The organism is Streptomyces sp. 351MFTsu5.1 (assembly GCF_000383655.1).
In the GTDB taxonomy this organism is placed as follows: Bacteria; Actinomycetota; Actinomycetes; order Streptomycetales; family Streptomycetaceae; genus Streptomyces; species Streptomyces griseorubiginosus.
In genome coordinates, this window is record NZ_KB911780.1 from 118,200 (window position 1) to 131,379 (window position 13,180).

At 69.6% G+C, this 13,180-nt stretch carries 12 protein-coding genes and 2 tRNA genes; 10 read left to right on the forward strand and 4 right to left on the reverse strand.

The window, feature by feature from the left end:
* Positions 1-38 precede the first annotated feature (38 nt).
* The gene (locus tag H295_RS0114990; protein ID WP_020136151.1) at positions 39-524 is read left to right on the forward strand and encodes a ribose-5-phosphate isomerase; all 486 of its coding nucleotides are present in this window, start codon (positions 39-41) and stop codon (positions 522-524) included.
* A 157-nt stretch (positions 525-681) separates the two neighbouring features.
* Positions 682-1,497 (forward strand): Fpg/Nei family DNA glycosylase, encoded by an 816-nt coding sequence (locus H295_RS0114995; RefSeq protein ID WP_020136152.1) that lies wholly within the window; start codon positions 682-684, stop codon positions 1,495-1,497.
* 19 nt (positions 1,498-1,516) lie between these two features.
* Here the strand turns inward: H295_RS0114995 and H295_RS0115000 are convergent, their stop codons facing one another.
* The gene (locus H295_RS0115000) at positions 1,517-2,746 is read right to left on the reverse strand and encodes a GNAT family N-acetyltransferase (RefSeq protein ID WP_028809374.1); all 1,230 of its coding nucleotides are present in this window, start codon (positions 2,744-2,746) and stop codon (positions 1,517-1,519) included.
* Positions 2,747-2,909: 163 nt separating this feature from the next.
* On the opposite strand from H295_RS0115000, the gene H295_RS0115005 reads away from it, so the two are divergent.
* Positions 2,910-4,088 (forward strand): PP2C family protein-serine/threonine phosphatase, encoded by a 1,179-nt coding sequence (locus H295_RS0115005; protein ID WP_020136154.1) that lies wholly within the window; start codon positions 2,910-2,912, stop codon positions 4,086-4,088.
* A gap of 248 nt (positions 4,089-4,336) precedes the next feature.
* A complete protein-coding gene (locus tag H295_RS0115010; protein ID WP_020136155.1) occupies positions 4,337-4,792 on the forward strand; it encodes an HD domain-containing protein in 456 nt (151 codons plus the stop codon).
* On the opposite strand, the gene H295_RS0115015 is transcribed toward H295_RS0115010, so the two are convergent.
* A complete protein-coding gene (locus tag H295_RS0115015) occupies positions 4,789-5,859 on the reverse strand; it encodes an acyltransferase family protein (protein ID WP_020136156.1) in 1,071 nt (356 codons plus the stop codon). The two genes, H295_RS0115010 and H295_RS0115015, sit on opposite strands and share 4 nt — an antisense overlap.
* Before the next feature lie 363 nt (positions 5,860-6,222).
* Here H295_RS0115015 and H295_RS0115020 point away from each other — a divergent pair, with 363 nt between their 5' ends.
* Positions 6,223-6,417, forward strand: coding sequence for a hypothetical protein (locus H295_RS0115020; RefSeq protein ID WP_020136157.1), 195 nt, complete (start codon positions 6,223-6,225; stop codon positions 6,415-6,417).
* 59 nt (positions 6,418-6,476) lie between these two features.
* Here the strand turns inward: H295_RS0115020 and H295_RS0115025 are convergent.
* Positions 6,477-6,547, reverse strand: a tRNA-Gly gene (locus H295_RS0115025).
* A 236-nt stretch (positions 6,548-6,783) separates the two neighbouring features.
* Here H295_RS0115025 and H295_RS0115030 point away from each other — a divergent pair.
* The 5 genes from H295_RS0115030 to clpX all read left to right on the forward strand — a co-directional run bounded on the left by H295_RS0115030 (position 6,784) and on the right by clpX (position 11,556).
* Positions 6,784-6,860 (forward strand) — tRNA-Pro (locus tag H295_RS0115030).
* Positions 6,861-7,041: 181 nt separating this feature from the next.
* On the forward strand, positions 7,042-8,430 hold the full coding sequence (tig, locus tag H295_RS0115035; protein WP_020136158.1) for a trigger factor: 1,389 nt from the start codon (positions 7,042-7,044) through the stop codon (positions 8,428-8,430).
* Positions 8,431-8,734: 304 nt separating this feature from the next.
* A complete protein-coding gene (locus H295_RS0115040; RefSeq protein WP_020136159.1) occupies positions 8,735-9,340 on the forward strand; it encodes an ATP-dependent Clp protease proteolytic subunit in 606 nt (201 codons plus the stop codon).
* A gap of 88 nt (positions 9,341-9,428) precedes the next feature.
* Positions 9,429-10,109 (forward strand): ATP-dependent Clp protease proteolytic subunit, encoded by a 681-nt coding sequence (locus H295_RS0115045; RefSeq protein ID WP_020136160.1) that lies wholly within the window; start codon positions 9,429-9,431, stop codon positions 10,107-10,109.
* 160 nt (positions 10,110-10,269) lie between these two features.
* Positions 10,270-11,556: an ATP-dependent Clp protease ATP-binding subunit ClpX gene (gene clpX / locus H295_RS0115050; RefSeq protein ID WP_020136161.1), complete on the forward strand. Its 1,287-nt coding sequence runs from the start codon at positions 10,270-10,272 to the stop codon at positions 11,554-11,556.
* A gap of 518 nt (positions 11,557-12,074) precedes the next feature.
* Here clpX and H295_RS0115060 read toward each other — a convergent pair.
* Positions 12,075-13,070: a membrane protein gene (locus H295_RS0115060; protein WP_020136163.1), complete on the reverse strand. Its 996-nt coding sequence runs from the start codon at positions 13,068-13,070 to the stop codon at positions 12,075-12,077.
* Positions 13,071-13,180: the final 110 nt, after the last annotated feature.

Consider the following 13,180-nt stretch of genomic DNA (forward strand, 5'->3'; position numbering starts at 1 on the left):
GGGCTGCTGCCCTGAAACAGCCGTGTCACACTCGTTCCATGCGCGTGTATCTCGGCTCCGACCATGCGGGCTTCGAACTCAAGAACCACCTCGTCGACTGGCTCAGGGCGGCCGGCCACGACCCCGTCGACTGCGGGCCCCACATCTATGACGCCCAGGACGACTACCCGCCGTTCTGCCTGCGCGCCGCCGAGCGCACGGCCGCCGACCCGGACGCCCTCGGTGTCGTGATCGGCGGCTCCGGCAACGGCGAGCAGATCGCGGCGAACAAGGTCAAGGGCGTCCGCGCCTCGCTCGCCTGGAGCGAGGAGACCGCGTCGCTGGGCCGCCAGCACAACAACGCCAACGTGGTCGCCGTGGGGGCCCGGATGCACACGCAGGAGGAGGCGACGAAGTTCGTCGAGACCTTCCTCGCGACCCCGTTCTCCGGCGACGAACGCCACCAGCGCCGCATCGACATGCTCTCGGACTACGAAACGACGGGCGACCTGCCGGAGATCCCGGCGCACCACCCGCAGCAGTAGCAATTCAGCCCCTCCGGCGTTTGAGGAGCGGGGGTGCGGGGGCTGGCCCCCGCGAACGGGGGTCGAAGGGGGCAGCGCCCCCTGGAGGATGGGACGGGTAGGGGCGGCGGGGGCGAAGAGACCCGGCGCCCACCCTGACACGCACAAGAGGAGCACCGTGCCCGAGGGCCACACGATTCACCGCCTGGCCCAGGACTACGCCGCCGCCTTCCAGGGCACGAAACCCCACGTCACCAGCCCCCAGGGCAAGTTCTCCGACGCCGCCGAACTCCTCACCGGCTCAGAGCTCACCCGCACCGAGGCCCACGGCAAACACCTCTTCCTCGGCTTCCGGGCCACCGACTGGATCCACATCCACCTCGGCCTCTTCGGCAAGGTCACCTTCGGCGGAGCCCCCGCGCCCCCGCCCACCGACACCGTCCGTCTCCGCCTCGCGAACAGCACGGCGTACGTGGACCTCCGTGGCCCCACGACCTGCGCGCTGATCACCCCCGCCGAGAAGCAGGCGATACACGACCGCCTCGGCCCCGACCCCCTCCGCGCGGACACCGACGCCGACCCGCAGGCGGCGTACCGGCGGATCTCCCGCAGCCGTACGACGATCGCCGCGCTCCTGATGGACCAGAAGGTCATCGCGGGCGTCGGCAACGTCTACCGCGCCGAGGTCCTCTTCCGGCACCGCATCGACCCCTACCGCGCGGGCAAGGACATCGCCCCCGCCGAGTGGGACGCGATCTGGGCCGACCTGGTCGGTCTCATGCGTGAGGGCGTCCGGAACAACCGCATCGACACCGTCCGCCCGGAGCACACCCCGGAGGCGATGGGCCGCCCGCCGCGCGTCGACGACCACGGCGGCGAGGTCTACGTGTACCGCAGGGCCAACCTGCCCTGTCACATCTGCGGCGGCGAGATCCGCACCGCCGATCTCGCCGCCCGCAACCTGTTCTGGTGTCCGACCTGCCAGAAACCCTGAGGGCTCCGGCGGCGGGGTCTCAGAAGCCGTGCGGCAGCCAGGGCGCCGTGACCGACCCGAACCCCACCGACGCCTCCGCCAGTGCCCCCGGCCGCAGCTCCCGCACCAGCCCGGCCCCGGCCAGCGAGGCGAGGCTCACGCCGCCGAGGTAGGCCGCCCCCAACTCCCGTACGGACAGCGCGAGATCGGCCGGATCCGTCGTACGCGCACACGACGCGCCCTTCGCGTCCCCGCTCAGCCGCCAACGCCCCTCGTTCCAGGGGCAGAAGGCGTCCTCGACCTCCAACACCACGTCCACCGGCGCCTGGTAGGTCCGCGCCTCCAGCGCCGCCCCCACGTCCACCAGCCGTACGTGCAGCGCGTCCCGCACCAGCGGCGAGCAGCGCCGGATGTCCGAGACGAGGTACTGCCAGGCCTCGTCCACCGGCCGCCGCCGGATGTCGATCCGCGAGGTCAGGTCGAGGTCGAAGAGGAACCGCCACAGCGCGCCGTGCCCGGCGGGGTCCAGCGCCTCCAGATCGGAGACGACCACGGTGCCCTTCGGCCCCGTCGCGTCCCAGTCCGCCTTGACCCGGTACCGGACGAACCCCACGACCTCCCCTTCCCGCTCCGCGACCACGCACTGGAGCGGCGAGGCGCCGTCGCGGGTGCTCTCCGGGTCCAGCAGCCACAGCCGCTCCCAGCCGGGGATCCGGGCGATCATCCCGGGCCGCCCCGGCACGAGCCGGGCGTACACCGCCTCGCAGGCGTCGAGCACGTCGGCCGGCGCCGCGTACCGCAGCCGTACGTCGTCGGTGCCGGGCGGCACCGACAGGCGGACCCGGGCCGTGTCGATGTCGGCGTTGAGCTGGTAGGTGCCCACGCCGTAGCCGAACCGGCCGTAGATCACCGGCTCGGAGGCGGTCAGCACGGCCAGCGGTTCGCCCCAGGAGCGCACGTCGTCCAGCTGGCGCCGCATCATGGAGGTCAGCACCCCGCGCCGCCGGTGCGTGGCCGCCACGCTCACCATGGTCACGCCCGCGGTGGGCACCGAGGCGCCGCCCGGCACGGTCAGACGGAAGCTGAAGGCACCCGCCGTCCCCACGCACCGCCCGTCGTCCCAGACGCCGATGGAGCGGTCGATCTCGGTGAGTTCACGGAACACCTCCCGCTCCTCGGCAGGCTCCGGGATCCCGCCGAAGGCGCGGAGCAGGTTGTCGTACCACTCGTCCCAGTCGTCCCGTCGAAGCACCCGCAAGTCAGTCCCCATGTCCCATGCCTACCAGGGCCCTGCGGGGAGGAGCGAGGGAATTTCGGCTTGGTGGCGGCGCGGCGGCCTCCGGTGAAGTTCACTGTGAAGTTGAACCACAGACGGGGGACAAGTGGGACCTCCCGTGCCAAGCAGCCGGTTCGATGGATAGGGTCCCGAACTAATGGCAGGACGAGAGCGGCGCGCGGAAGCCGAGACGTTCACGGCCCGGTTGAAGATGCAGTGGCACCGGGCCCGCGTCGGGCTGCGCAGAAGCGCCGTGGACTACTTCCGCGGCGACGGCTCGGACTGGGTCGCGCTCGCCGGTCTGCTCCTGACCGTGCCCCTGATCGCGTCCGTCACTCTCATGAACTCCGTGTGGTGCTCCCCGGCCGCCCTGGTCCTGCCGATCGTCGCGGGCGGCCTGCTGCTGCGCCCGGCGAGCCTGCTGGGCCTGTACGCGGCGGCGGCGACCGCGCTGATCGTGGAGTCGGTGCAACTGGGGCCGTACACCGAGGGGCCGTCCCGGGTCACGCCCGGTGTGGTCCTGGTCGTGGCCGCCTGCGGTTTCTTCGGTCTGCTCATCGCCCAGTTCCGCAGCCGGGTCGGGGTGCCCTGGCGGCGCGGCGGCACCATGCTGTTCGACCTGCGCGAACGCATCCGGGTGCAGAGCAAGTTGCCTACGCTGCCGCAGGGTTGGCACCGTGAGATGGCGCTGCGGCCCGCGGGCGGGCAGTCGTTCTCCGGCGACTTCGTGGTCGCGGCCCGGACCAACGGCGGCCGGACCCTGGAGGTCGTCCTGACCGACGTGTCCGGGAAGGGCATGGACGCGGGATCGCGCGCCCTGCTGCTGTCGGGCGCCTTCGGCGGACTGCTGGGCTCCCTGCCCCCGCACGCCTTCCTGCCCGCCGCCAACGGCTATCTGCTCCGCCAGGACTGGGACGAGGGCTTCGCGACCTCGATCCACCTGGTCCTCGACCTGGACTCCGGCGACTACGAGCTCTACTCGGCCGGCCACCCGCCGGGCCTCCAGCTCAGCTCCGGCAGCGGGCGCTGGGAGGAGAAGGCCGCGGAGGGACCCCTCCTCGGTGTGTACGACGGCGCCCAGTTCGACCCCGTGAAGGGCTCGCTGCGCCCCGGCGACGTGCTGATGCTGTTCACCGACGGCCTGGTGGAGACGTCCGACCGGGACATCGTGGAGGGAATCGACCGGCTGACCGGGGAGGCCGACCGGTATGTGGCGGGCGGTTTCCACGGCGCGGCCTGGCACCTGATCGAGGCGGTGGCCAAGGACGTCAACGACGACCGGGCCCTGCTGCTGATCTCCCGAGAGGGGCCGGCGACGGCGGGGGCGCCGCGGTAGGTCTCGGCGGCGGGGTTCGTCGGGCCCGGGGTGGGATGCCTCGCGCTCCGGGGTGGGTGTTCTCCTCGTGTCCCAGGGCGACGCGTGCACCACAACTCCCGCCGCCCCCAGGGGATTCGGCGCCCCCCTCGGCACCGCCGGGCGCGCCCATCGTGCCGGGCCCTCCCTGAACCCGCTCTCCCCGTAGCCGTTCTCCCCGTGAGCGTTCTCCCTGCCCTCCGGGCACCGCGCCGGGTCACACTGGGCGGGTGAACCGACTGACGCTCGCCGAAGTAGAGGACACCGCCCGGGCCGCCCACGCGGGCCAGACCGACAAGGCGGGGCGGCCGTACGCCGAACACCTCCGGGCCGTCGCCGAGGGCGTGCGCGCGCGGGGCGGTGACGACGAGCAGATCGCGGCGGCCTGGCTGCACGACTCCGTCGAGGACGACGCCCTCTCCGCGCGCTGGCTCGAGGAGGCCGCCCTGAGCCGTCGTACCAAGGACATCGTGCTCGCCGTCACCAAGCGGGCCGGAGAGCCGCCCGAGGCGTACGCCGGGCGCATTCTCGCGACCCCGGGCGCGCTGCTGGTGAAGGAGGCCGACCTGGCCCACAACGCGGACCCGGCCCGCCTCGCCGTCCTCGACGAGGACACGCGGCGACGACTGACCGAGAAGTACGCACGGATGCGCGCGCTCCTCGGTCTGGACGGGGATGCCGGCTAGGCGTCCACCGTCTCCCGGGACGCCGCCCGCTGCTCGGGCACCCGCGCGACCTCGGCCGCCTCCCGCCGGAACGCCCAGTTCATGTCGGGCTCCATCACGCACCGGAAGACCCGGCGCACCGGCGCGGTGCACAGCAGGGTGACGGCGACGGCGGCGAGAGCGCTCACGAAGAGCTCGCCGGCCGGCCGGTGCAGCCAGGCGTGGTCGAACCAGCCCGCGAAACCGGCGCCCTTGATCAGGAAGCCGTGCAGCAGATAGCCGTACAGCGTGCCGGCGCCGAGCGTGGTGAACCACATGCTCCGGCCCGGCACCCACGCGAAGAAGCAGGCCGTCAGCAGCAGCGAACTGCCGAACATGGCCAGCACCATGAGCGGCCCGGTCCACCAGGGCGCGCCCATCTCCTGGACGGCGTTGCGGTGGTAGAACCACTCGGTGTTCATCCGCGGCACCGCCCACCAGCCGACGGCGAGCGCGGCCGCGAACACCGGCACCGCGGCGATCCGCACCGAGCGCCTGCGCACCGTCCGGAAGTGCTCCGGCTTCATGACCAGGCCCAGCACGAAGTACGGCAGGAACTGGAGCACCCGCTGGAGGTCCAGGTCGTCGCCGATGTCCGGGGTCACGGAGGCGAGCATCGCGATGCCGAGCGCGAGCGGCAGCGGCCACCGCACCAGCTTCCAGATCGGCGTGGTCAGCCGCCAGATGAACAGCGCCACCAGGAACCAGGTCAGGAACCACGGGTCCAGGAGGCTGATCTCCATCCCGGGGTCGTGGTCGGCGTAGCGCTTGAAGAGGGAGTACGCCGTCTCGAAGACGATGTACGGCACCGCCACACCGGTGACGAGCCGCTTCAGCCGGTCCGGGCGCATGTCGAACCTGCGCGAGAAGAACCCGGAGACGATGATGAACGCCGGCATGTGGAACGAGTACACGACCGTGTACACGCCCTCCAGGATCCGGCTGTCGCCCTTGAGCGGCTCCCAGGAGTGCGCGACGGCCACCAGGACGATCGCCAGGTACTTGGCGTTGTCGAAGAAGGCGTCGCGTTGCTTGGCGGCTTGAGACATCTGAGGGACCCTAGCCGCCGCTGTGTGTTTCCGTGAAACCGGCTGTTTGATCGCCCGTTGTTCACTTCTGAGGTGATGTCAACGCGCCTGCATTGTCTTGATTAATCCCTCTCAAATGCCCCATAACCCTGCCTGTCGCACGCATGTGCCGTTCCCTTGGAATCCTTGCGAACGGGATGTGCGGACAAGGCGGTTGCGGACCGAAAGGAACCGGCCAGGGGCTGCGGGGCGTGTATCGGCATGGCCAAACGTTGCCTCACCGGCCGCATATGCGGGCCGCGTTGGTGGCACGATGGTTCTGGCGGGGGTCGCGGGGTCGCGTCCCCGGGCCGGGAAGCGGACCGACCGAGGGTGTGATCAGTTGTGGCCATTTCGCTGTCAGTGGTGCTGCTGTTGGGGATCATCCTGGTGGTGTTGATGCGGGGAGGCTCCATCAAGGCCGGCCCCGCCATAGTCGCGGTGCTCTTCGGCTTCTTCCTCGCCTCGACCGGCATGGCCGACGACATCCAACGCTTCCTGGACTCGATAGCGGACACCATCAACTCGATCCAGTTCTAGACACGCCACAGGCCGCCGGCCCGGACCCCCGAGGGGGCCCGGGCCGGCGGCCTGATCAGAGCGGGCGACGGGAATCGAACCCGCGTAGCTAGTTTGGAAGACTAGGGCTCTACCATTGAGCTACGCCCGCACAGCACACGCCACGGATCGCTCCCCGGCGGCACGCAAGCATCGTAGCGGGTCGTCACGCCTTGTCGCACATCCCTTCCGGTCGGACACCCCTCGACCGCACTTCCGGAACGGCCCCGCCGACCTCGCTTCCGGTCGGCCCCCGCCCGCCGCACCCGAAGGGTGACTCCGTCGCCGTGCTCGCGAAATGCGGTAACCCCGCAGCCTGCGGCCATGTACCCTACGTGTCGCACCAGACGGGGTGTGGCGCAGCTTGGTAGCGCGTCCGCTTTGGGAGCGGAAGGCCGTGGGTTCAAATCCCGCCACCCCGACCACCTGCGCGATCACCGCGCGCGCTCGCTTCGGTGATCGCCTTTGGGGCGTGTCGCCGCTGCCGTTACTATGCAAGCTGCACGCCCGTGTGTCTCTCCTACTAGAAGTCCTCCGGGCGGCTATCCGCCGGAGCCGTTCTGGCCCCGGCAGAATCCGAGAAGTCAGCCACAAGGAGACCGAACCGTGAAGAGCGCCGTGGAGACCCTGAACCCGACTCGGGTTCGGCTCAGCATCGAGGTGCCCTTCGAGGAGCTCAAGGACAGCCTCGACGCGGCGTACAAGAAGATCAACCAGCAGGTCACGGTGAAGGGCTTCCGGAAGGGCAAGATCCCGGCGCGCGTCATCGACCAGCGGTTCGGCCGCGGTGCGGTGCTGGAGGAGGCCGTCAACGACGCGCTTCCGAAGTTCTACACCGAGGCGGTCAACGAGGCCGAGATCGACGTCCTGGGCCAGCCCGAGGTCGACATCACCGAGCTGAAGGACGGCGAGACGCTGAACTTCACCGCCGAGGTCGACGTCCGCCCGGCCATCGAGATCCCGGACTACTCCGGCATCGAGGTCGAGGTCGACGCGGTCGAGGTCACCGACGAGGACATCGAGAAGTCGGTCGAGCAGCTCCGTGAGCGCTTCGCCTCGACCTCCCCGGTCGAGCGGGCCGCCGAGGACGGCGACGTCGTCACCATCGACCTGGAGGCCAAGGTCGACGGCGAGGTGCTGGAGGACGGCGTCGCGAGCGGCGTCTCCTACACCATCGGCTCCGGCGAGCTCCTCGACGGCATCGACGACGCCGTGAAGGGCCTGGAGGCCGGTGGCGAGGCCACCTTCACCTCCGAGCTCAAGGGCGGCTCCGCGGCCGGCAAGGAGGCCGAGGTCACCGTCAAGGTCACCCAGGTCGCCGCCCGCGAACTGCCCGCGCTGGACGACGAGTTCGCGCAGCTCGCCTCCGAGTTCGACACCCTCGACGAGCTGAAGGCCGACAGCCGCAAGCGCCTCGAGAACATGAAGCAGTACGACCAGGCCACCCAGGCCCAGGAGCGCGTCCTGGAGAAGCTCCTGGAGCTCGTCGAGGTGCCCGTCCCCGAGAAGCTCCTCGAGGACGAGATCAACACCCGCAAGCACAACCTGGAGCACCACCAGCTCGGCCAGATGGGCCTCGACCTCGAGAAGTACCTCGAGATCCAGGGCAAGACGGCCGAGGAGTTCGACACCGAGACCAAGGACGCCGCGGTCAAGGGCATCAAGACGCAGTTCGTCCTCGACGAGCTCGTCAAGCGCGAGAAGCTGAACGTCAACCAGGAGGAGCTCACCGAGCACCTCATGCGCCGCGCGGCTTCCTCCGGCATGTCCCCCGACCAGTTCGCCCAGGCGGTCGTCGAGGGCGGCCAGGTTCCGCTGCTCGTCGGCGAGGTCGCCCGCGGCAAGGCCCTGGCCGTCGTGGTCGAGGCCGCCACGGTCAAGGACACCAACGGCGAGGTCATCGACCTGGACGACGACGAGGACGAGACGGCCGAGACGGTCGAGGCATCCTCGGAGGAGACCCCGGCCGAGGCCGAGGACAAGACCGAGGCCTGAGCACCGACAGCGCCTTGATTGTCGTACGACGGGCCCTGGGAGCATCCGCACCCAGGGCCCGTCGGCCTACGCAAGGGGCGCGGGGAACTGCGCGAGCAACCACCCGCGACCCGCACCCGCCCACCGGCGGGTCCGGTCACGGCGAGCAGGCAGCCGCCCGCCCGCCGGTGGCTCTACGCCCCCGGCGAACAGCCCTCCATCCGGGATTCCCCGAAGGGACCAGCGCGTTAGGGTCCCTTGATAGGGAAACGTAAGACGGCCCGGCGCCGTCGTAAGACGAGCAGGTGGATACGTGACGAATCTGATGCCCTCCGCCGCCGGCGAGCCTTCCATCGGCGGTGGCCTCGGCGACCATGTCTACAACCGGCTGCTCAACGAGCGGATCATCTTCCTCGGCCAGCCGGTCGACGACGACATCGCCAACAAGATCACCGCACAGCTGCTGCTCCTTGCCGCTGACCCGGAAAAGGACATCTACCTCTACATCAACAGCCCCGGCGGATCGATCACCGCCGGCATGGCGATCTACGACACCATGCAGTACATCAAGAACGACGTGGTGACCATCGCCATGGGCCTCGCGGCCTCCATGGGCCAGTTCCTGCTCAGCGCCGGCACCCCCGGCAAGCGCTTCGCGCTGCCGAACGCCGAGATCCTGATCCACCAGCCGTCCGCCGGCCTCGCCGGTTCGGCCTCGGACATCAAGATCCACGCCGAGCGGCTGCTGCACACCAAGAAGCGCATGGCCGAGCTCACCTCGCAGCACACCGGCCAGACGATCGAGCAGATCACCCGCGACTCGGACCGCGACCGCTGGTTCGACGCCTTCGAGGCCAAGGAATACGGCCTCATCGACGACGTGATCGCCACGGCCGCCGGCATGCCGGGCGGCGGCGGCACCGGGGCCTGAGCCCCATGCGGGACCTGAGCCCCCCGCGGGGCCCGGAAAGCCCCCGCACAGCCCCCAGCCGACCGTCACAGCCCCTAGGAGACAGACAGTGAACGACTTCCCCGGCAGCGGCCTCTACGCCCGCACCGAGGCCGAGTACACCGGCCCGCGGGCCGAGTCCCGGTACGTGATCCCCCGCTTCGTCGAGCGCACCTCGCAGGGCATCCGCGAGTACGACCCGTACGCGAAGCTCTTCGAGGAGCGCGTGATCTTCCTCGGCGTGCAGATCGACGACGCCTCCGCCAACGACGTCATGGCGCAGCTGCTGTGCCTGGAGTCGATGGACCCCGACCGGGACATCTCGGTCTACATCAACAGCCCCGGCGGCTCCTTCACGGCGCTCACCGCGATCTACGACACCATGCAGTTCGTGAAGCCCGACATCCAGACGGTCTGCATGGGCCAGGCGGCCTCCGCCGCCGCGATCCTGCTGGCCGCCGGTACGCCGGGCAAGCGCATGGCGCTGCCGAACGCCCGCGTGCTGATCCACCAGCCCTACAGCGAGACCGGCCGCGGTCAGGTCTCCGACCTGGAGATCGCCGCCAACGAGATCCTCCGGATGCGTGCCCAGCTGGAAGACCTGCTGGCCAAGCACTCCACCACGCCGATCGAGAAGATCCGCGAGGACATCGAGCGCGACAAGATCCTCACGGCTGACGACGCCCTGGCGTACGGCCTGATCGACCAGATCATCTCCACCCGGAAGATGAACAACGCCGCTGTCCGCTAGGCGGACCCCGTAGGATATGCCGCCCCTTGGCACCGTGCACGTCGAAGTGAACCCTGCCAAGGGGGGCCCGAACGGGGGGCCCGGCAAGGTACCGTCGGACATAAGGCAGCACCAGGAGCCGCTGGACCTAGGCGTCTCCCAGGCGAAGGGGAAGCACACCGTGGCACGCATCGGTGACGGCGGCGATCTGCTCAAGTGCTCGTTCTGCGGCAAGAGCCAGAAGCAGGTCAAGAAGCTCATCGCAGGGCCTGGTGTGTACATCTGCGACGAGTGCATCGATCTCTGCAACGAGATCATCGAGGAGGAGCTCGCCGAGACGAGCGAGGTGCGCTGGGAGGAACTCCCCAAGCCCCGCGAGATCTTCGAGTTCCTCGAGGGCTACGTGGTGGGCCAGGACGCGGCCAAGAAGGCCCTCTCCGTGGCGGTGTACAACCACTACAAGCGTGTCCAGGCCGGCGAGAACGGCGGCGCGAGCGGCCGTGACGACGCGATCGAGCTCGCCAAGTCCAACATCCTCCTGCTGGGCCCCACGGGCTCCGGCAAGACGCTGCTGGCCCAGACCCTGGCCCGCATGCTGAACGTCCCGTTCGCGATCGCGGACGCCACCGCGCTCACCGAGGCGGGCTACGTCGGCGAGGACGTCGAGAACATCCTGCTGAAGCTGATCCAGGCGGCCGACTACGACGTCAAGAAGGCCGAGACCGGGATCATCTACATCGACGAGATCGACAAGGTCGCGCGGAAGAGTGAAAACCCGTCGATCACGCGGGACGTGAGCGGCGAGGGCGTGCAGCAGGCCCTGCTGAAGATCCTGGAGGGCACCACCGCCTCCGTGCCGCCGCAGGGCGGACGCAAGCACCCGCACCAGGAGTTCATCCAGATCGACACGACGAACGTCCTGTTCATCGTGGGCGGTGCCTTCGCCGGCCTGGAGAAGCTCATCGAGTCCCGCGCGGGCGCCAAGGGCATCGGCTTCGGGGCCACGATCCGCTCCAAGCGCGAGCTGGAGGCCAAGGACCAGTTCGAGGACGTCATGCCCGAGGACCTGGTCAAGTTCGGCATGATCCCCGAGTTCATCGGGCGCCTCCCCGTCATCACCAGCGTCCACAACCTGGACCGCGAGGCCCTCCTCCAGATCCTGGTCGAGCCGCGCAACGCGCTGGTGAAGCAGTACCAGCGCCTGTTCGAACTCGACGGCGTGGAGCTGGACTTCGAGCGCGAGGCGCTGGAGGCCATCGCCGACCAGGCCATCCTGCGCCAGACCGGCGCCCGCGGCCTGCGCGCCATCATGGAGGAAGTCCTCCAGGGCGTGATGTACGAGATCCCGTCCCGCAAGGACGTGGCCCGCGTCGTCATCACCGCCGACGTCGTCCACTCCAACGTCAACCCGACCCTCATCCCGAGGGACGCCCGCGGACGGGGTTCGGGCGAGCAGAAGACGGCGTAGCCGCTGGTCTCACCCCGAGGGCACTCGACGATCTGGTCGGGTGCCCTTTGGCGTACTTCCTCGGGCGATCTCCGCCTGGATCAAGCCAACTGCACGTCGTGCGCCTTGTGTCATGGCCATTTCCTTGATCCCGTGCCTGTCGTCGGGGTGACCGCCCTACGACTCGAAAAACGGAGGGACGAGACATGAGGATCAGGCGAACTCTTGCGGCCGCTGGCGTGACGGTGGCGGCAGTGGTCGTGCCGCTCACGGTGGCGGCACCGGCACAGGCCAGCGCCGCGGATTGCCGGAACTACCTGGCGAGCCAGGGGTACATCGTCGGTCCGAAGGTCAAGGAGGCTTGTGCACAGACCGGGATCACCGGTTACCAGGGCTGTGTACAGAGGCTTCTGAACATAGGCGTTCGGTCCGAGCACGCGCTCATCGCATGCAGCAAACGTTGATCTCGTATCAGGTCAGCTGACACAAGGGGTCCCGGTCGGCCATCGCCCGGGACCCCTTCGCCTGTTGTGTGTGGGTCAGGCTTTGACACGAACGTCGTTGCGGAGCTTCGCCGTCAGCGCGGCCGCTTCCTCCATGGAGGTGCTCTTTCCCTCCGCCAGGCCGGCAAGGTCGAACGACAGCACATAGGTGACGGTGCTGTGGTCGGCCCAGATGCAGAACGGCATCGTCACGGTCTGTCCGGACTGGCTCGTCTTGATCTCCTGGCACTTCATGACGCCGTTCTCGAAACCGGCGGGTGTGAACTTCTTCGGGCTGCCGACGAGTTCGCCGCTGCCGGAGCTCTTCGACGCTTCCGACTCGGTCTGGGTGAACATCGCGTCGATGACCTTCTCCGGGTCGTCGATGGTGCCGTACACACCGGCGAACGTGAGGTTCTTCGAGGCCAGGCCCGAGCCCGCGGTGTAACTCGCGCTGACGTCCTTGGGGTTGGCCACGCCCCACGACTCCGCGTCCTGAATGTCGTCGTCGGTCATTCCTCCGACCCCGGCGTCGGAGCCCTTCTTGTACTCCCCGTCGAGGACCGTCGCCGGCGCGGTGAGCTTGTGCGCCCCGTCGTCCGCGATGTCCGAGCCGCCGCTGCTGCTGCCGCCGATCACGAGGTACGCGCCGACCGCGATCGCGGCCACGACCGCCACCGCGCCGAGGGCGATGCCGATCTTCTTGCCGTTGCCGCCGCCGGGCGGCGGGGGCTGGGGGACACCGTAAGGGGCCTGGCCGTACGGCGGCTGCTGGCCGTACGGGGCCTGCTGTCCGTACGGCTGCTGGCCGTAGGGGGCCTGCGGCTGGCCGTACGGCGGGGTCTGCGGCGCGGCACCGCCCTGCGGCTGCTGCGGGTAGCCGTACCCGGGCTGCGGCGGGGTCTGCGGCGGCTGCTGCTGGGGGTAGCCGTAGCCGGGCTGGGGCGCCTGCGGCGGCTGGCCGTAGGGGCCCGGCTGGCCGTACGGCCCGGGCTGCGGCGGCTGCCCCGGCTGCTGGGGCTGCCCGTACGGGCCCGGCTGGTTGCTGCTCATCTCTGGGTTCCCCTCCAGATGCTTATGTGTTCCTCACATCCTGGCCCAGGCCCTGTCGGCGCAGGCCATCGGGGGCCTCACCGTTACAGAACAAACGCGTTTCGGGACAC

Bases quoted from the DNA above. Each gene is read 5' to 3' on its own strand.
- H295_RS0115060 (WP_020136163.1), bottom strand. From the start codon at position 13,070: ATGAGCAGCAACCAGCCGGGCCCGTACGGGCAGCCCCAGCAGCCGGGG.
- H295_RS0115000 (WP_028809374.1), bottom strand. From the start codon at position 2,746: ATGGGGACTGACTTGCGGGTGCTTCGACGGGACGACTGGGACGAGTGG.
- H295_RS0115015 (WP_020136156.1), bottom strand. From the start codon at position 5,859: ATGTCTCAAGCCGCCAAGCAACGCGACGCCTTCTTCGACAACGCCAAG.
- H295_RS0115005 (WP_020136154.1), top strand. From the start codon at position 2,910: ATGGCAGGACGAGAGCGGCGCGCGGAAGCCGAGACGTTCACGGCCCGG.
- H295_RS0114990 (WP_020136151.1), top strand. From the start codon at position 39: ATGCGCGTGTATCTCGGCTCCGACCATGCGGGCTTCGAACTCAAGAAC.
- H295_RS0115040 (WP_020136159.1), top strand. From the start codon at position 8,735: ATGCCCTCCGCCGCCGGCGAGCCTTCCATCGGCGGTGGCCTCGGCGAC.